13 protein-coding genes and 1 pseudogene are annotated in these 18028 nt (G+C 68.6%); 2 read left to right on the top strand and 12 right to left on the bottom strand.

Annotated elements, in window-relative coordinates:
- From A7W11_RS11340 to A7W11_RS11300, 9 genes are all read right to left on the bottom strand, one after another.
- Complete coding sequence (locus A7W11_RS11340; protein ID WP_066411883.1) at window positions 1-1317, bottom strand: FAD-binding oxidoreductase; 1317 nt, start codon at window positions 1315-1317, stop codon at window positions 1-3.
- Entirely contained in the window at window positions 1314-2765 is a 1452-nt protein-coding gene (locus A7W11_RS11335; RefSeq protein WP_066411881.1) for a sulfatase-like hydrolase/transferase, read from the bottom strand. The genes A7W11_RS11340 and A7W11_RS11335 overlap by 4 nt, the downstream gene beginning before the upstream one ends.
- Before the next feature lie 36 nt (window positions 2766-2801).
- Complete coding sequence (locus tag A7W11_RS11330) at window positions 2802-3779, bottom strand: tripartite tricarboxylate transporter substrate-binding protein (RefSeq protein ID WP_066411878.1); 978 nt, start codon at window positions 3777-3779, stop codon at window positions 2802-2804.
- An 84-nt stretch (window positions 3780-3863) separates the two neighbouring features.
- Complete coding sequence (locus A7W11_RS11325) at window positions 3864-4835, bottom strand: LysR family transcriptional regulator (protein ID WP_066411876.1); 972 nt, start codon at window positions 4833-4835, stop codon at window positions 3864-3866.
- 65 nt (window positions 4836-4900) lie between these two features.
- Window positions 4901-5938 (bottom strand): alpha/beta fold hydrolase, encoded by a 1038-nt coding sequence (locus tag A7W11_RS11320; protein ID WP_066411874.1) that lies wholly within the window; start codon window positions 5936-5938, stop codon window positions 4901-4903.
- A 213-nt stretch (window positions 5939-6151) separates the two neighbouring features.
- Complete coding sequence (gene pdeM, locus A7W11_RS11315) at window positions 6152-6802, bottom strand: ligase-associated DNA damage response endonuclease PdeM (protein WP_066411865.1); 651 nt, start codon at window positions 6800-6802, stop codon at window positions 6152-6154.
- Complete coding sequence (locus tag A7W11_RS11310; protein WP_066411863.1) at window positions 6783-9248, bottom strand: ligase-associated DNA damage response DEXH box helicase; 2466 nt, start codon at window positions 9246-9248, stop codon at window positions 6783-6785. The genes pdeM and A7W11_RS11310 overlap by 20 nt, the downstream gene beginning before the upstream one ends.
- Window positions 9245-10849, bottom strand: coding sequence for an ATP-dependent DNA ligase (locus tag A7W11_RS11305; protein WP_066411856.1), 1605 nt, complete (start codon window positions 10847-10849; stop codon window positions 9245-9247). Before A7W11_RS11305 ends, A7W11_RS11310 begins: the two co-directional genes overlap by 4 nt.
- Complete coding sequence (locus A7W11_RS11300; protein ID WP_066411852.1) at window positions 10846-11844, bottom strand: ligase-associated DNA damage response exonuclease; 999 nt, start codon at window positions 11842-11844, stop codon at window positions 10846-10848. Before A7W11_RS11300 ends, A7W11_RS11305 begins: the two co-directional genes overlap by 4 nt.
- A gap of 161 nt (window positions 11845-12005) precedes the next feature.
- On the opposite strand from A7W11_RS11300, the pseudogene A7W11_RS11295 reads away from it, so the two are divergent.
- Window positions 12006-12785: pseudogene (locus A7W11_RS11295) on the top strand (GntR family transcriptional regulator); the annotation flags it as partial.
- Here A7W11_RS11295 and A7W11_RS27420 read toward each other — a convergent pair.
- The 3 genes from A7W11_RS27420 to A7W11_RS11285 form a co-directional block, all read right to left on the bottom strand.
- Window positions 12697-14364 carry a UdgX family uracil-DNA binding protein gene (locus A7W11_RS27420; RefSeq protein WP_235816847.1) on the bottom strand — a complete coding sequence of 556 codons (1668 nt, stop codon included), beginning with the start codon at window positions 14362-14364 and terminating at the stop codon, window positions 12697-12699. The pseudogene A7W11_RS11295 and the gene A7W11_RS27420 sit on opposite strands and share 89 nt — an antisense overlap.
- Before the next feature lie 13 nt (window positions 14365-14377).
- Window positions 14378-15589, bottom strand: a complete 1212-nt coding sequence (locus tag A7W11_RS11290) for a putative DNA modification/repair radical SAM protein (protein WP_066411847.1) — start codon at window positions 15587-15589, stop codon at window positions 14378-14380.
- 96 nt (window positions 15590-15685) lie between these two features.
- Window positions 15686-16585 (bottom strand): LysR family transcriptional regulator, encoded by a 900-nt coding sequence (locus tag A7W11_RS11285; protein ID WP_156523093.1) that lies wholly within the window; start codon window positions 16583-16585, stop codon window positions 15686-15688.
- 158 nt (window positions 16586-16743) lie between these two features.
- Here A7W11_RS11285 and A7W11_RS11280 point away from each other — a divergent pair, with 158 nt between their 5' ends.
- Entirely contained in the window at window positions 16744-17967 is a 1224-nt protein-coding gene (locus A7W11_RS11280; RefSeq protein WP_066411842.1) for a CaiB/BaiF CoA transferase family protein, read from the top strand.
- Window positions 17968-18028: the final 61 nt, after the last annotated feature.

Raw genomic sequence — 18028 nt, 5'->3', positions numbered from 1 at the left:
TCAGTCCAGCACGCGCCCCGGATTCAATGTGCCGTTCGGATCCAGCGCGTGCTTCAGCCTGCGCAGCAGGGCCAGTTCGCCCTCGCTGCGCGTGTACGACAGGAACGGCTTTTTCACGAAGCCGATGCCATGTTCGGCGCTGATCGTGCCTTGCCGGCCGCGCAGCGCGTCGTACACCAGTTCTTCCACGGCTTCCCATTCGGACGGCGCGTGCGGCCCCGTCATCACATGGATGTTGTTGTCGCCCAGATGGCCCAGGAACAGATGCGTGGCGTCCGGATAACGCTGCGTCAATCGCGCCTCGATCTCCTGCACGAAGCCCGCGATCTCGGCCCACGGCAGCCCGCAATCGAAGTTCACGGTGGGCTTGAGCGCGCTCATCAGCTCGGGAATGCATTCGCGCAGGCGCCAGAACTTCTGCGTATCCGACAGGCTGGACGCGATGGCGCAGTCCACGGCCGTGCCGTCCTCCAACGCGGCTTCCAGCGCACCTTGCAAGGCGGCCTCGGGATCCTGGCCGCCCAGGCCGGACGCCTGCACCAGCACGCCCCACGGCGCCGACTCGCCCGGCGGCAGCGGCACGCCGGTCAATGCGCTGGCTTGCTCCAGGAAGGGGCGCGACATGAACTCGAAAGCGCTCAGTTGCGGGCCCAGCGTGCGTTTCAGTTGGCGCAGCAGCAGCGCCATCGACGGCATGTCCGGCACCCGCACCAGCGCGGCCGCCGCCACGCCCGGATCGGGCTGCAGGCGCAGCGTCAACCGGGTGATGATGCCCAACGTGCCCTCGGAGCCGATGAACAGGAAGCGCAGGTCCAGCCCCGAGCTGTTCTTCACCAGCCGCGTCAGCGAGGTGACGATCGATCCATCGGGCAGCACGGCCTCGATGCCCAGCACCGAATCGCGCATGGTGCCGTAGCGGATCACCTGCGTGCCGCCGGCGTTGGTGGCCGCGTTGCCGCCGATCTGGCAACTGCCGCGCGCGCCCAGGTCAACCGGAAAGAACCAGCCGGCCTGCGCCGCGGCTTCCTGCACCTGCTGCAAGGTGGCGCCGGCCTGCACCTGCATCACGCCCTCCACCGCATCGATGGATTCGATGCGGTTCATCCGTTCCATGTTGACGACCACATCGCCGTCCGCTGGCACCGCGCCGCCGGCCAGGCCCGTCATACCGCCCTGGATCGTGATCTTGCGTCCGTCACGATCCGCCTGGCGCACCAGCGCGGCCACGTCCTGGGTGGACTCGGGCCGATGCACCTCGGCGGGCACGCCGCGCATCAGGCCGCTCCAGTCCTTCAGGTAACGCTCATCCACGCTCATGCGGCCGTCTCCGTCTTGCGCGGCGCGGGCGTCGCGCCGCTGGAACCCAGTCGGGACGCGGCTTCCGTGCCGCCCATGCGTTCGATCAGCGCGGTCTGGTCGGCCTTGGCCTGAGCATCCACGGCCTCGGGGTTGCAGATCGCATACAGCGCGGCGCGCATCTCCGCCAGCACGCCGGCATACGCGGGGTCGGCGGACAGGTCGTGCAATTCCTGCGGATCGTCGCGCAGGTTGAACAGCTCGGGCTGGAAGCGCACGTAATGGTGATACTTCCAGTCTCCCTTGCGCAGCATGAAGCCGGCAGTGTTGCTACCCGCCGCGTGATATTCGCTGAGAATGGGCCGCTGCCCATCCACGGGCGCTTCGGCAAGCTCGAACAACGAGCGCCCCGGACGCGGCCCCATGCGCGGCGCCGCATCCAGGCCGACTCCCTGCAGAATGGTGGGATACAGGTCAAGCAGATCCACCGCCGTCTCGCACACGCCGGGCCGCACGTCCGGACCCGCCACGATCATGGGGATGCCCACGCTTTCCTGGTACAGCGTCGACTTGCCCCACAGCCCGCGCGCGCCCACGTTGTCGCCGTGGTCCGAGGTGTAGATCACGTGGGTCGAGTCCGCCAGGCCCGATTCCTGCAAGGCCTTCGTGATGCGCCCCACGTTGCTGTCCAGGAAGCTGCACAAGCCGTAATAGGCCAGGAAGGCATCGACACGCTCGGCCTCGCTCTGGAAGGTCTCTTCGCTGCGCTCGAACTCGGCGTAGGCCTGCACCCAGGGGTGGCGCGCGTAGCCGTCCTTGGGATGCAGCTTGGCGTGCGGAATCTGGCTCGGTTCGTACAGCGCGAAGAACTCATTCGGCGCGATCAGCGGAAAGTGCGGCGCCACCAGCCCCACGTACAGCACGAAGGGCCTGCCGGCCTGCGCGGCCTCGCGCAGCCATTGCACCGTGTGTCCCGTCACGTCGCGGTCGTAGGCGGTATAGGTGGATTCGCCACTGCCGATACGGTCGCCCAGCATGCGCTTGCGGCCTTCCACCGGCAGGTAGGGGTCGCGGATCGAGGCCCACACCATGCCGTAGCCGCCCAGCACGTGCATGGGAATATGCTCGCGGTCGAAGCCCACCGGATCTTCCTCGTTGCGGTAGTGCAGCTTGCCGATGCTCTCCACCGCGATGCCCTGCTCCTGCAGCACGTGGCCCCAGCCGCGCGGATCGCCCACGTAGGGCATGGCGTTATCCCAGTGGCGCGTCTGGTGCACGCGCATGCCCGTGGCGAACGCGGCGCGCGCCGGTACGCAGATCGGGCTGGGCGTGTAGGCATTGGGAAAACGCACGCCGCGCGCGGCCAGCGCGTCCAGGTGCGGCGTCTTGATGAACGGATGTCCCGAACAGCCCATGAACTCAGGGTTGTGTTCATCCGACATGATGACGACGATGTTCTTGCCTCGCATGATGCTTCCTTCGGTAATCAGGGAACGGCCCGGACGTCAGGCTTCCGGCGTGTAGCCGGTGCGCTTGACCACGCCGGCCCAGAAACCATCGTCCTGCTTCAGGCGCTGGGCCAGCGCCTGGGGATCGGTCGACAGCGGCGAGAAATACAGCTGGCGCACGGCGCGCTCGAAGACGGGCGAACGCACGGCCGCCGCCATGGCCTCGCTCATCGCGGCGGCACGCGCCGAATCCCTGCCCTTCTGCCCCAGCAGCACGAAGTACTCGGAGATCGTCAGGTCGGGAAAGCCCAGCGACGCGAAAGTCGGCACTTCCGGCACGTCGGGCGACGCCGCCCTGCCCGAGCTGGCCAGGATGCGGATCTTGCCGCTCTTGTGCATGGGAATCATGGCCGGCAGCGTGGTCACCAGCAGCGGCAGCACGCCGCCCATGGCGTCCGTCAGCGCCATCGAGCCGCCCTTGTAGGGCACGTGGGTCAGCGGCACCTTGGAAGCCTGCGACAGCAGCACGCCCAGGAAATGCATGATGGTGCCGGTGCCGGGCGTGCCGTAGGCCGCCATCTGCTTGTCCTTGCGGGCCATCTCCAGGAACTCGGGCAGCGTTCTGGCCGGGCTGGAAGCGCCTACCGCAAAACCCATGTCGAACTCGCAGGCCGTGCCGTACGCGGCGAATTCATCGACCGTATAGCGCAGGTCTTTGTAGATGTGCGGGAACAGCGTCAGGTTGGTGGACGGCGTGAACAGCAGCGTGGCGCCGTCGCTGGCGGACAGCAACGCATCCGTGGCGATGCGGCCCCCCGCGCCCGCCTTGTTCTCGACGATGGCCGTGTAACCCGAGGTGCGCAGGCCCTCGGCCAGCGCGCGGGCCACGAGGTCGGCCGCCCCGCCCGGCGCGAAACCCACCAGGATGCGGGTCATGCCATTGGCGCGCGCGCCGCCCAGGGGCAGGCCCGTACAGGTGACGGCGGCGCCGGCCGACGCCATGGCGGCCAGCAGCCGCCTGCGATGCATATCCATACTTGTCTCCATCCTTCTGTCGGCGCTATGGACGCCTTGTGTCCGCCAGCGTACGCGGCGGCCAAGCATGAAGACAAATATTATTTATCTGGCCTGTGTATAAGTTTTTCTCGATACCTTAGCCCCGCCGGCGGGCAGGTTGCCGCGCAGCGCGCCCGATGCGACCCGATCCCGCAGCACGTCCTGCAGCATCTGCTCGGTGACCGTGGCGGCGCTGCCCGGCGTTCCATCGGCCAGCCGCACGATCGACTGCACGCGGGTGATGCCGGGTTTCACCAGCCGGCGCTCGCCGATGGCCGGACTGCCGCGCATCAGCTCCTGGGCGGCGCTGTCGGGCAGGATGGCGAATGCCGCGCCGTCGCGCACCAGCGCGAAGTTCAGTTCCGGATCGTTGATCTCGTATTTCACGTTCAGCGGGCAGTTCAGATCCACGGCCGTGCGCTCGATCAGGCGCCGCAGGTCATGGTCGCGGTCTGGCGCCACCAGGGGCCGCGATCCGATGGCCGAGAAGGCGATGGTCTTGCCCGGCCGCGCGAACAGCGACTCCAGGCCGAACAGCGAGAAACCCTCCTCGTACACCGGCCGGCAATGCAGGCCCGGCAACTCGAAGGCATTGGGCATCAGCGCCAGATCGATCTGGCGGGTCTCCAGCGCGGTCCGGATGTCGCTGGACAGGCCGGACGACAGCAACAGCCGGATGTCGGGGTAGGCGTCTTCCATGCGGCGCACCAGTTGCGGCGCCAGCGCCGGAGCCAGCGAGCGCGCCAGGCACAGGCGCACCGGGCCGCGCGGCGCGCCCGCCGGTCCCACCACGTCGGCCTTCAATGAATCCAACTGGTCCAGGATGGACTCGGCGCGCTGTTGCAGGCGTTTGCCGTCTGCGGTCAGATTCACGCCCTTGGCGTGCCTCTCGAACAAGGCCACGCCCAGTTCGCCTTCCAGCGCCGTGACGTGCTGGCTGAGCGCGGGTTGCGCGATACGCAGCACCTGCGACGCCAGCGACAGGCTGCCGCTGCGGGCGATCTCCAGGAAGTAGCGAAGCTGGCGGGGTGTCATGGGGAAAGCGCGGGCATGGTCGAGGCGAACACTGTAATGCGCCCGGGCACGCCCTGTCCCGCCCCTCAACGCCCGCCGCGCGACGCCATGCCGTCCAGCGATTCGATCAGCGCCTGGTGAAAACGCTTCGGATCCTGGATCTGCGGGGAATGCCCCATCTCGGGAAACGTCACCAGCCTGGCGCCCGGAATCGCCCGCGCCGCCTCGGGGCCCAGCCTGGCGTAGTTGCCCAGGCGCTTGGCCACCTCGGGCGGCGCGGCGTCCTTGCCCGGCGCGGTGTTGTCGCGCTCGCCGATCAGCAGCGTGGTCGGCACCGCGATGTCTCGGAACTCGTGCACCACGGGCTGCGTGTAGATCATGTCGTAGGTCAGCGCCTGGTTCCAGGCCACGCGCTTGCGGGCCTGCGGATCCTGCAGCATGCCCGCCGCCATCAGCACCCATTTATCGTATTCGGGCCGCCACTGGCCTGCGTAGTAGGTGCGCTGCTGGTACTGCTTCATGCCGTCGAAACCGGTCTTCTGCTCGCCGGCATACCACTGGTCCACGGTGCGGTACGGCACGCCGCGCTGTTTCCAGTCCTCCAGCCCGATGGGATTGACCAGCACCAGCGCGTCGGTTTCCTTGGCATACATCAGCGCGTAGCGCGCCGCCAGCATGCCGCCCATCGAATGCCCCATCACCACGGCGTGATGCACGCCCAGATGCGCCAGCAGCGCATGCGTGTTGGCCGCCAACTGATGGAACGTGAACTGGTAGGACGCCGGCTTGTCGGACTTGCAGAAGCCGATCTGGTCCGGCGCCACCACCCGGTAGCCCTCGTCGCTCAAGGCCTTGATCGTGCCTTCCCAGGTGGCGCCGCAGAAGTTCTTGCCATGCATCAGCACCACGGTGCGGCCGTTGGGCCGGGCCGGCGCCACGTCCATGTACGCCATCTCCAGCGTCTGGCCCTGGGTATCCAGGCTGAACCGCCTGACCTCGTGCGGATACTCGAAGCGCTCCAGGTTGGGGCCGTAGTCGGGCACCTCGGCTGCGAAAGCGGTGGCGGCCATGGCACACGCGCCGGCGCCGAATACGGCCCGCCGGATACGTCGGGGGGTGGTCATGCTGGCGACTCCTTTTGTGGCGCCGGCCCATTGCCGGCGCAATCCGAAACCGACCGTTCCGGACGGATCAGGTTCAGCAATACTGTCGCGTATGCCTGTCCAGGCGGCGATAGCGTCACCGGAGCCCCGATCCAAGGCGCCAGGAGGCACCTCCAGAGTGGATTTGACCACGCTCATCGCCACGACCGCCTTGAACGTCTTCACGTTGGCCTGTCAACCCAACGCCAGCACCGTCCCGTCCACACAGGCGACCAGCCGCTCCCTGCCCGTCTCGACCGCATACCCACCCGTGAACGCCGAATACGCGGGCAACACCGTCATGCCCGGCCGCAGCCAGAACACCGGCCAGCTGCGCGGCACGCCGGGCACGCGCGTGGTGGGGTGCACATGCCCGGCGATCACGTGCCGCCCCTGCCCGTCGGGCTCGGGCAGATGGCGGAACACGAACGGCCCATCGGCCCAGGCCTCGCCCAGCTGTCGCACGCCCAGGTCCGCGCCCTCCAGCGCGCGGTCATGATTGCCGGTCAACGCCGCGACGTCCACCGCGGCATGGGCCCGCCGCCAGGCGGCCCAGGCATCACGCCACACCGCCTGCGACGCCGGCCCATGCAACACGTCGCCGACGATCCACAGTTCCCTGGCCGTCGTCTCGGCGACCAGATCGGACAGGCGTTGCAGGTCGTCCTGCGTGGCCCCGCTGGGCACGGCGATGCCGGCCTGGCGGAACACACGTTCTTTTCCCAGATGCAGGTCGGCGATGATCAGCCGGTCCCGCGCGGGCCAATACATTGCCCGGTCGCCCAGCAGCACCATCGTTTCGCCCGCCAGCGCCATCGCCAGCGCATCATCCCGCGATTCGCGCATAACGTTTCTCCAGTTGCTCGGCGGCGCGCTTCACGCGCGCCTGCCAGGTCTCGGTGCTCAGCTGGCCGCGCAGGCTTTCCGTCCACAGCGGAAACGACAGGGGCGTCAACGCGCGCGGCGCGCACAGCGCCAGCGCGCGCGCCTGGCAATCCCGCAACGCGGCCAGCAGGCGCGGCGCTTCCAGTTGCAGCTCGAACACCTCGCGTTCCGCCTGCGCCAGCAGCACGTGGCCGGGGTCGTAGCGGCGCAGCACGTCGTACAGCAGGCCGCTGGACGCCTGCACCTGGCGCAGCGACTTCATCTCGCGGCCGGGCATCGACGGCACCAGCAGGCCGGCCACGCGCGCGATCTCGCGGAACTGCCGGCGCGCCAGTTCGCCCAGGTTCACGCCGTCGCGCAGGTCGTCCTCCATGCCCCGCGGGTCCAGCAGGCGGCGCAGCAAGGCCTCGTCCAGTTCGGCGGGCTCGGCCAGCGTCAGCATCAGGCCGTAGTCGTTCACGGTGTACGAGAACGTATTGGCCTGCATCCGCCCCCACCGCAGCGCCATCACCGCGGCCATGCCTTCGTGCACGGCGCGGCCCGAGAATGGAAACAGGAACAGGTGCATGCCCCGCCGCGTGGCGATCCGCTCGGCCACCAGCCGGCCCGTATCGGGCAGCGCGCTGGCCTCGGCCTGGATACGCAGCAGCGGCGCCACCGCGCGCATCTCGGGATGGCTGCCCGGATGCGCGTACAGGCCCTCCACCTCGCGCCCCAGTTGCGTGGACAAGGGCATGCGTCCGCCCTGCCAGGTCGCCACCGGGCCATCGCCCCCTTTCGCCCTGCGCACGTAAGCCGTCATGCCTTCCAGCCGCACCAGTTGCAGCGTGCGCCCCGCGAACTGGAAACGGTCGCCCGGCCGCAACCGGGCAAGAAAACCCTCTTCCACCGATCCCAGCCCGCCGCCCCGCAGGTACTTCACCGACACCGCGCCATCCGAGGTGATGGTGCCGATGGACAGCCGATGGCGCAGCGCGATGCGGCGGTCGTGCACGCGGTAGACCCCATCCTCGTCGCGCAGCACGCGGCGAAACTCGGGATAGTTCGACAGCGCGTTGCCGCCCTGCACGATGAAATCCAGCACAGCCTGCCACGCGCCCGGATCCAGCGCCGCATAGGCATGCGTGCCGCGCACCTCGTCGTACAAGGCGTCGGCCTCGAAGCCCCCGCCCAGCGCCAGCGTGACGGCATGCTGCGCCAGCACGTCCAGGCTGCCGCGCGGCGGCGGCCGCGATTCGATCTCGCCCCGCGCGATGGCCTGGCGGGCGGCGGCGTACTCGATCAGTTCCAGCGCCTGCGCCGGCACGCAGATCACATGGCCGGATTCGCCGGGCCGATGCCTGGCCCGCCCCGCGCGTTGCAACAGCCGGGCCACGCCCTTGGGGCTGCCGATCTGCAGCACCTGGTCCACCGCCGGAAAGTCCACGCCCAGGTCCAGGCTGGACGTGGCCACGACGCAGCGCACACTGCCGTCGCGCAAGCCGTTCTCCACCGTGGCGCGCAGCCTCGGATCCAGCGAACCATGATGCAGCGCCAGCGTGGCCGGGTCTTCCGGCCAGATCGATTCCAGCGCGCGGTGCCACAGCTCGGCCTGCGCGCGCGTGTTGGTGAACAGCAGGCTGGCGCGCACCTGGAACAGGCGCTCGAACACGTCGGCCAGTTGCGACAGGCCCAGGTGCCCCGCCCACGGCAACGCACGCCCGCCCTGCGGCATCAGGGTGGACACCGTGACCTTGCGCGGCGGCGCGCCGGACACCATGGCGGCCTCCGCCACATGCGGCAGCAGCACCGCGCGCGCTTCATCCAGGTTGCCCAGCGTGGCCGACAGGCCCCATGTCCGCGTATCCGGCGACAGGCGGCGCAGCCGCGCCAGACACAGTTGCAGCAACACGCCGCGCTTGTTGCCCAGCAGTTCGTGCCATTCGTCGACCACGACGCAGCGCAGCGCCCGAAACCGCTGCGAGGCATCGGCATAAGACAGCAGCAAGGCCAGCGATTCGGGCGTGATCACCAGCACGTCGGCCTTGCCCTGCCGGGCCAGGCGCTTGTCGCGGGCGCTGGCGTCGCCGGTGCGCAAGGCCATCGTCCAGGGCACGCCCAGCTCCTGCACCGTCTGCGCCAGGGCCTGGGTGGTATCGGCCGCCAGGGCGCGCAAGGGCGTCACCCACAGCACGCGCGGACCGTGCCCCGCCGAGGACGCCGCCGTCTCGGGATCGGCCAGCGCCTGCAGCAAGGGGCCGCCGAACGCGGCCAACGTCTTGCCGCTCCCGGTGGGCGTGTGCAGCAGGCCCGACTCGCCCGCCAGGTAGCGCCGCCAGGTCTCGCGCTGGAACGGCGCGGCCTTCCAGCCGCGGCCGGCAAACAGGTTGGCCAGGGGCGCGTCCCAGCCGCGCTTGGGCGCCCTCATCGCGCCAGGGCCTTCAAGGCATCGAGCCGGTCCGCCTCGGCCGCCGGCTTGTCGCGCCGCCAGCGCAGGATGCGCGGAAACCGCACCGCCACGCCGGACTTGTGCCGCTTGGAGAGGTTGACGCCCTCGAAACCCAGCTCGAACACCTGCACCGGCTCGACCGAGCGCACCGGCCCGAAGCGTTCGCGCGTATGGGCGCGCAGCCAGCGGTCCAGCTCCAGGATCTCCTTGTCGTCCAGGCCCGAGTACGCCTTGGCGATGGGCACCAGCGCATCGTCCTGCCAGACGCCGAAGGTGTAGTCGGTGTACAGGGTGCTGCGCCGGCCATGCCCCGCCTGCGCATACAGCAGCACGGCGTCGATGGTCAGCGGATCGATCTTCCACTTCCACCAGTCGCCACGCCGCCGGCCGCTCTGATAAGGCGCACCGGCGCGCTTGAGCATGAAGCCTTCCACGCCCCGCTCGCGCGACTCCTCGCGCAACACCGCCGCCTCTTCCCAGGAAGCGGGCTTCACCAGAGGCGATGGACATAGACGGGGATCCGGATGCGTGGCCAGCAAGGCCTGCAAGCGCGCGCGCCGCTCGGCCTGCGGCAGTTCGCGCAGATCTTCCCCCTGCAGTTCCAGCAGGTCATAGACCAGCATGCGCACGGGCGCCTCGGCCAGCCATTTGGGACCGGGCTTCAGGCGCTGGATACGCGTCTGCAAGGCAGAGAAGGCCATCGGCCCGGTACCGTTCTCCTCCCAGGCCAGCAGCTCGCCGTCCAGCACGCAATCCACGCTCAACGCGGCCGCCGCGGCCTCGACTTCGGGGAACCGGCCATCCAGGCGTTCCTCGCCGCGCGACCACACGGCGATCTCGCCGCGGCGGCGGATCAACTGGGCGCGGATGCCGTCCCACTTCCACTCCAGCTGCCAGTCGCCGATGGGGCCCAGGCTGGCGGGGTCGTTCTCCAGGGGCGAGGCCAGGAAGAACGGATAAGGCTGCTGCCTGTCGCCAGGCAATTCCTCGGTGCTCAGCAAGGCCAGCAGAAACGCCGGGCTGGGCGTCCACGCCCCCAGCATGCGCTGCGCGATGCGCGCGATGGGCACGCCCGACATCTCGGCCAGCGCCTGCTGCACCATGCGCTGCGACACGCCCACGCGCAATGCGCCCGTCAGCAGCTTGTTGAACACCAGGCGTTCGGCAAACGGCAGGCCGCGCCACGCGGTCACGATGACCTCGCGGCGTTCGCCCTCGTCGCGGTTGGCCACCGGCACCAGGATTTCCTCGATCCAGTCCGCCAGGCCGCGATCCGGCGCGGGATGCTCGGGATCGGGCATCAGCAGCGCCAGCGTCTCGGCCAGGTCGCCCACCTGGTCGTAGCAGGCGTCCACCAGCCAGGATGGCGTGCCGGACGCCTCGGAAGCCCAGGCGCGCAGCTCGCCCACGCCCGCGATCTTGCGCCGCGCGCTGGTGATCTTGCCGCCGGCCAGCAGGTATAGCGCCCACACCGCGTCGCGCGGTGGCGCGTCGCGGAAGTACGCCACCAGCGCCGCGCGCTTGTCCAGCGTGGCGGTGCTGCGGTCCAGCTCCTGGTACAAGGCGGCGAAACGCTTCATGCCTGTTCCTCGTCGCCATACTGCGTGGCCAGGGTCTCTGCGGCCACGCCGCTGTCGTTCAGCATGCGCACCAGCGCCTGGGTATCGCCATGCGTGGCGATCACGCGCGAGGCGCCGGTCTCGCGAATGGTGCGCAGCAGGTCGGGCCAATCGGCATGATCGGACACGACGAAGCCCCGGTCCATGTTGCGGCGGCGCCGGTTGCCGCGCAGCCGCATCCAGCCCGAGGCGAAGCCATGCTGCGCGCGCCGGAAGCGCCGCAGCCAGGCGCTGCCGGCGGCCGAGGGCGGCGCCAGGATCAGTTCACCGGCGAAGCCCGCGGGCGCGTCATCCACCTCGCTGACCAGCCGCGTATCCGCCATGACGATGCCCGCCTGCCGGTAGACATCCACGCCCGCGGCGATGGCGCCGTGCAGATATACCGGCCGGTCCAGAAAAGGCTTCAGTTCCGCCAGCACGCGCTGCGCCTTGCCCAGCGCATAGCAGTACAGGATGGCGGCCTCGCCGCGCGCGGCGCAATGGTCGCGCCACTGCGCGATGTCACGCGCAACATCGGCGGCGCTGGGCCAGCGGTAGATGGGCAGGCCGAAAGTGGCTTCGGTGATGAAGGTGTCGCAGGGCACCACCTCGAACGGACTGCAGGTGGGATCGGGCTGTCGCTTGTAGTCGCCCGACACGACCCATACCCGCCCTTCGGCCTCGATGCGGATCTGCGCGGAGCCCAGCACGTGTCCTGCCGGATGCAGCGACACGCGCGCCTCGCCCAGCGTGAAGGCCTCGCCGTAGGCGTGCACCCGGTAGTCCTGCTCGCCCAGCCGCCATTGCAGGATGGGCAGGCCCTCGGCGCTGGTGTGATAGCGCCCCATGCCCGACCGGGCGTGATCGCCGTGGCCATGCGTGATGACCGCCGTCTCCACCGGACGCCAGGGGTCGATGTAGAACTGGCCCGCGGGGCAGTACAGGCCTTCGGGGCGGAGTTGCACGAGGTCGGATATGGCTGGCTCCTGCGGCGGTGCGCGGTATCGCTACGCTGAGTTATACCCTGCGGCAGCAAGCTCCGTGCCCGTGCCGCAGAGGTGTCCGGCAGCCAGGAAGAGACGCTGGATTCGACTAGGCCTGCGCTACCATACGAAAGCTTTTTCCTCTCCTTCGGCGCATGCCACAGACCCTGCAATCCCAACTCGCGGCGGACATCCTCCAGCGCATCAACACCCAGGCCCTGCCGGTCGGTACGCGCCTGTCCGAACGCAGCCTGGCCGAGGCCCTGCGCGTCTCGCGTTCGCCCGTGCGCACAGCCCTGCGGCAGTTGGCCGACCAGGCGCTGATCGACCCGCATCCCGAAGGCGGTTTCGTGGTGGGAGAAGGCGCGTTGCAGGCGCAGCCCGAGCAGGCGGCGGCGCCATCGCCGGACGAGGCCATCTATCTGCGCATCGCGCAGGAACGACTGGACGGCGATCTGCCGAACCGCGTGTCCGAGAACGAGCTGATGCGCCGCTACGCCATCACGCGCAGCCAACTGACGGACATCCTGCGGCGCATCTCCAACGAAGGCTGGATGGCGCGGCTGCCCGGCCACGGCTGGGAGTTCACCGAGGCCATGACGTCGTCGGTGGCCTACGCGCAAAGCTACCGCTACCGGCTCATGGTCGAGCCGGCCGCCATCCTGGAGCCCGATTTCGAGGTGGACGTGGCGGGCCTGACGCAATGCCGGCACGAGCAGGAAGCGCTGGTGAACGGCGGCATCGACACGGTGTCGCCCGCGCAGATCTTCGACGCCAACACCCGCCTGCACGAAACCATCGCGGCGTGCTCGGGCAACAGGTTCATCCTGGATTCCCTGCGCCGCATCAATCGCATCCGCCGCCTGATGGAGTACCGCAAGGCCGTGGATCGCAAGCAGTCCCTGCGGCGTTGCCAGGAGCACTTGGCGCTGATCGACCTGTTGCTGGCGGGCAAGCTGGAAGCGGCCTCGAAGATGATGGGCAGCCATTTGCGGACGGCCGTGAAAGAGAAGCACGCGCAGTTGGGCGAATAGCGGCGCGTGCGACGGCGGTTTCCTCTGAATGAGCCAGTTGCCACCCCTGCGCCAACGTAGCGGCGATCGCCTCTCGTACGTCATCGCGCGCCTCGTCTCCGTCCACCCTGAGCGCATAGGACGGATGCCACGTGGCCAGCAACCATGCCTCTCCGACGCGCACGGGCTGGTGCAAATACTGCTGCAGGCTGGCGCCACGCCCCAACACCGCGCTCAGTGCCGTCGCCCCCAGGGTGACGATGACCGCCGGCCGCACGCGCGCCAGCTCTTGATGCAGCCAATGCGAACAGGCGTCGACCTCGCGTTGCGCGGGCGTCTTGTGCATGCGCCGCGTGCCGCGCTCGATCCATTTGAAATGCTTCACGGCATTGGTCAGGAACAGGCCGTCGCGCGGCACGCCCGCACGGCGCAAGGCCTCGTCCAGCACCTGCCCCGCCGGCCCGGCGAAGGCCCGCCCGGCCAGGTCTTCCTGGTCGCCGGGCTGTTCGCCGATCACCATCAGGCGAGCCGTATCCGGCCCTTCGCCCGCCACGGCCTGCGTGGCATGGCGCCACAGTTCGCAGCGGCGACATTGATCCAGCGAGGTCGGCGCGGCGCGCACGGGTTGCGCGGCCCCGGCATTCATGGCGATCGGCTTGCCGCGCATCTCGCCCACCGTGCCGGTCTGTCCCACGCGGCGGGCGCCGTGGCGGGCCTCGGCAATCATGCCGGGAATCAGCGGCCCTTCGGGCAGCCCCTTCCAGAAGCGGACCGGCATGCGCTGCTGCAGGGCGGTTTCGTTCAGGCGGGCGGGATTGAAAATGCTTTTGTAGTAGACCAGCCAAAGCGGCTCGATCCGGTCGTGCTGCGCCCCCGCGCGCATGGCGTCGGCATCGGGCGGCGTGCCGGTCAGGTGCAAGGCGTGCCCATCCCACAAGGCCGCGCCCTGCGGTGTGCCGATGCACCAGGACGACGTGCCCATGCGCTTGGCGAAATGCTCGGCGGCATCGGCCAGCACGTCGTGATCGGGCTCGTACCAGGACAGGTACTCGGGCATGGCCGCACCCTCGCGGCGATGAAAGCGCACGTAGGCGAGCATGTCGTGCCTGGCGCGGCGCACCGCCTTGGCCATCAGGTTCAGTTGCGCGCCGTCCTCGTCGGCGGCCGAGGCCACGGCGCGGTCGCCCTGCTGCCAGCGCCACAGCACGCGGTACAGGAATGCCCAGCGGCGCGACGAACGGAATAGCGCGGCATCGCGCAGCAACTCGGCCAGGTCTTTGGAGATGCGTACCTGCGGGACAGCGCCACAACCTGGCGCAGGCTCGGCAACCTGTGCTTCGGCGGCCGCATAGTCCAACGTCATCTGTTCGGCGACGGCATCGTTCGCATGTTCCGTCCAGGTGATGGCATCGGGCGGCCACCCTGCGGCCAGGGCATGCAGGGCCTGCCTGCGCCAATCCGCGTAGCCGCCTCGCACGACCAGTACCGATGCAGAGCCCATTTTGTAGCCCCTCTTACAACAACGACAGTTGCTGCGGCGCGGGCAAAGGCGCCAATGCACGCCGCAATTGTTCGGACGGCGGCTCGGCCAGGCTGGGCCGGTAGTCTTGCGCCACGATGAAGCGCTTGACCTTCTCGATCGCGCAGCGCAGCAGGATCAGGTCTTGATAGCGGATGGCGCGCAGGCGGCGCAACTCGACCAGCCGCTGCGCGTTGCGCATGCCGATACCCGGCACCCGCGCGATCAGACGCAGCGGCGCGCGGTTCAGATCCACCGGGAACGCCTGGCGGTTGGCCAGCGCCCACGCAAGTTTGGGATCGATATCCAAGGGTAGGTCACCTTTCGTCTGGAACAGCTCTTCGGCCTGGAAGCCATAGCCGCGCATGAGGAAGTCGGCCTGATACAGCCGATGCTCGCGCAGCAGCGGCGGGGCCTGCGCGGGCACGGACGACGGACTGTCGGGGATGGGGCTGAAGGCCGAGTAATACACGCGCTTGAGCTTGTATGCGCCGTACAGCGACTGCGAGGTCTGCAGGATGGTGCGGTCGTCGGCCTGGTCGGCGCCCACGATCATCTGCGTGCTTTGTCCCGCCGGCGCGCGCTTGCGCTTCTCTTCCTGGGCCACTTCCTGCGCCAGGCGGATCGCGCCCATGGCGCGCTTGATGGTGTGCACGCTTTTCTCGGGCGCCAGCCGCTTCAGGCCGCGGTCGGTGGGCAGCTCGATGTTGACGCTGAGGCGGTCCGCGTACTGCCCCGCCAGGTCGACCAGGCGCGGGTCGGCATCGGGAATGGTCTTCAGGTGGATATAGCCGCGAAACAGATGGTCTTCGCGCAGCGTGCGCGCCACCCGCACCAGTTGCTCCATGGTGTAGTCGGCGCTGCGGATGATGCCCGAGCTGAGGAACAGCCCGTCGATGTAGTTGCGGCGGTAGAAATCCAGCGTGAGGTCGACGACCTCGCGCGGCTGGAACCGCGCGCGCGGCACGTTGCTGGAGCGCCGGTTGACACAATATTGGCAGTCGTACTGGCAGAAGTTGGTCAGCAGGATCTTCAGCAGCGACACGCACCGGCCATCGGGCGTGAAGCTGTGGCAGATGCCCGCGCCCGTGCTGGCGCCCAGCCCCTCGCGCCCCCGCGAATCCCGCTTGGGCGCCCCGCTGCTGGCGCACGACGCATCGTACTTCGCCGCGTCGGCCAGGATCTCTAGCTTGGTTGACAGTTCCATCGCACAAATACTGTATATATATCCAGTATTGTACGGGCTTTGGTCTTCCAGACAAGCCATCCTTGGTAACGGCGCGAACGCCGGAGGCGCCCCGCGCTAAGCCTGCGCGAAGCAGCGCACGGCCACCTCGTGGAAACGCTGCGCCGCCGGGCTGCCCCGCTCGACGATCAGCAGCGCCAGGCCCACCTGCGCGGCGGGCGAAATATCGGCGATCGAGCGATAGGCCAGCCGCGGGCTGGCGTTGTACTGCATGACTGCCGGCACCAGGGCCACGCCCAGACCGCTTTCCACCAGCGACAACACCGTCTGCACCTGCGTGGCCTCCTGCGTGATGCGCGGCAGGAATCCCGCACGCTGGCACGCCAGCATCGCCATGGCGTGCAGGCCCGCGGCGTCCTCGCGCGCGTAGAAGACGAAGGACTCGTCCGCCAGGTCGGTCATACGGATGTCGGGGCGCTGCGCCAGCCGATTCCCCAGCGGGATCGCCGCCACGAAGTCCTCCGTGATCAACGGCGCCAGGCGCGCGCGCGACGACATCAGCAGCGGCGTGCGCACCAGCCCCACGTCCAGGTCGCCGCTGTCGATCCGTTCGGCGATGCGCACCGAGGTGCCCTCTTTCAACACCAGCTCCACGCCGGGGTATTCCGCGCGGAACAGGCGCACGGCGCGCTGCAGCACGCCGTTGGTGGTCGAGCCCACGAAGCCCACCCGCAGCGCCCCGCCGGTACCTTGCGAGGCGCCGCGCGCGGCCGCCAGCAACTGGCCGTTGTGAAACAGCAGGCGGCGCGCTTCGGCCAGGGCGGCCTGCCCGCTGGGCGTCAAGGACACGCCGCCCGAGCCGCCGCGCTCGAACAGGCGCAAGCCCAATTCGGCCTCGAGCTTCTGTATCGCCACGGTTAGCGGCGGCTGCGTCATGTGCAGTTTTTCCGCGGCGCGGCGAAAGTTCAGCGTCTCGGCCAACACCACGAACTGGCGCACCCGCCGCAGGTCCAGCATGGGACCGGCTGCACCCGCGCGGGCAGGGTCCAGGGGTTTGTATGAATCTGGCATGGATTCAACCGATACGTAATCGGTATCAGATAAGCGAGAAATAATATTAGACCGACCCCATGCCCGCTGCCTAAGCTGCTTTGAAAAAGGGAGACAGGCAAAGCATGAATACCGCGCTTGGACATCTGAGAATACTGGACCTGACGCGTATCTTGGCAGGCCCCTGGGCCACCCAGACGCTGGCCGACATGGGGGCCGAAGTCATCAAGGTGGAACGTCCCGGGGCCGGTGACGATACACGCGCCTGGGGTCCGCCCTTTCTGCATGACGCGCAGGGCCGCGAGACCGCCGACTCCTCGTATTTCCTGGCCGCCAACCGCGGCAAGAAATCCATCACGGTCGATCTGGCCAACCCGCAAGGGCAGGCCCTGCTGCGCGATCTGGCCGCCACCTGCGACGTGGTGGTCGAGAACTACAAGGTGGGCACGCTGGCGCGCTATGGCCTGGACTACGACAGCCTGAAGGAGGTCAATCCCCGGCTGGTCTACTGCTCGATCACCGGCTTCGGCCAGGACGGGCCCTACGCGGCGCTACCGGGCTACGACTTCGTGTTTCAGGGCATGGGCGGGCTGATGAGCATCACCGGCCAGCCCGAAGGCACGCCGGGCGACGAGCCCATGAAGGTCGGCATCGCCATCAGCGACCTGCTGACCGGCATGTATGCCAGCACCGCCATCCTGGCCGCGCTGGAGCATCGTCACCTTAGTGGACAGGGCCAGCACATAGACATGTCGCTGCTCGATTGCGTGGTCGGCATCTCGTCGTACCAGGCCATCAATCATTTTCTGTCGGGCAACATCCCGCGCCGCATGGGCAATGCCCATTCCAACATGGTTCCGTACCAGGTGTTCCGCTGCAAGGAAGGCGACGTGATCGTGGCCGTGGGCAACGACGGCCAGTTCCGCGCCCTGTGCAAGGTGATCGGCCTGCCCGAGCTGGGCGGCGACGATCGCTACGTCAATCCGGGCCAGCGCAACCGCAACCGCGACACGCTGATTCCGCAAATTGCGCAGGCCATGCTGGCGCGCACCATGCATGAATGGGTCGCGCTGATGGAGGCGGCCAACGTGCCTTGCGGCCCCATCTACAACATGCAGCAGGTATTCGAGGACCCGCACGTGCAACATCGCGGCATGCGCCTGTCGCTGCCGCATGGCGCCGGCGTCCAGGCGCCGGCCGTGGCCAGCCCGATCCGACTGTCCGACACCCCGATCCAGTATGGCCGCTCCGCGCCCCTGTTGGGCGAACACACCGACAGCGTGCTGGCCGAACGGCTGAATCTGTCGCCCCAACGTATCGCCGCCTTGCGCGCCGCGGGCGCCATCTGATCGCAGACGCACGGGCCATCAGAGCCCGGCCCATGTTTTTCCCTACAACAGGCAGGAGACA

The organism is Bordetella ansorpii, assembly GCF_900078315.1.
In the GTDB taxonomy this organism is placed as follows: domain Bacteria; phylum Pseudomonadota; class Gammaproteobacteria; order Burkholderiales; family Burkholderiaceae_B; genus Bordetella; species Bordetella ansorpii.
This window is presented reverse-complemented; position numbering and strand designations above follow the sequence as displayed.

What these genes read in the sequence shown, in the direction of transcription:
- A7W11_RS11340 (WP_066411883.1), bottom strand. Translation starts at nt 1,317, where the DNA reads ATGAGCGTGGATGAGCGTTACCTGAAGGACTGGAGCGGCCTGATGCGC.
- A7W11_RS11335 (WP_066411881.1), bottom strand. Translation starts at nt 2,765, where the DNA reads ATGCGAGGCAAGAACATCGTCGTCATCATGTCGGATGAACACAACCCT.
- A7W11_RS11330 (WP_066411878.1), bottom strand. Translation starts at nt 3,779, where the DNA reads ATGGATATGCATCGCAGGCGGCTGCTGGCCGCCATGGCGTCGGCCGGC.
- A7W11_RS11325 (WP_066411876.1), bottom strand. Translation starts at nt 4,835, where the DNA reads ATGACACCCCGCCAGCTTCGCTACTTCCTGGAGATCGCCCGCAGCGGC.
- A7W11_RS11320 (WP_066411874.1), bottom strand. Translation starts at nt 5,938, where the DNA reads ATGACCACCCCCCGACGTATCCGGCGGGCCGTATTCGGCGCCGGCGCG.
- pdeM (WP_066411865.1), bottom strand. Translation starts at nt 6,802, where the DNA reads ATGCGCGAATCGCGGGATGATGCGCTGGCGATGGCGCTGGCGGGCGAA.
- A7W11_RS11310 (WP_066411863.1), bottom strand. Translation starts at nt 9,248, where the DNA reads ATGAGGGCGCCCAAGCGCGGCTGGGACGCGCCCCTGGCCAACCTGTTT.
- A7W11_RS11305 (WP_066411856.1), bottom strand. Translation starts at nt 10,849, where the DNA reads ATGAAGCGTTTCGCCGCCTTGTACCAGGAGCTGGACCGCAGCACCGCC.
- A7W11_RS27420 (WP_235816847.1), bottom strand. Translation starts at nt 14,364, where the DNA reads ATGGGCTCTGCATCGGTACTGGTCGTGCGAGGCGGCTACGCGGATTGG.
- A7W11_RS11290 (WP_066411847.1), bottom strand. Translation starts at nt 15,589, where the DNA reads ATGGAACTGTCAACCAAGCTAGAGATCCTGGCCGACGCGGCGAAGTAC.
- A7W11_RS11285 (WP_156523093.1), bottom strand. Translation starts at nt 16,585, where the DNA reads ATGCTGGACCTGCGGCGGGTGCGCCAGTTCGTGGTGTTGGCCGAGACG.
- A7W11_RS11280 (WP_066411842.1), top strand. Translation starts at nt 16,744, where the DNA reads ATGAATACCGCGCTTGGACATCTGAGAATACTGGACCTGACGCGTATC.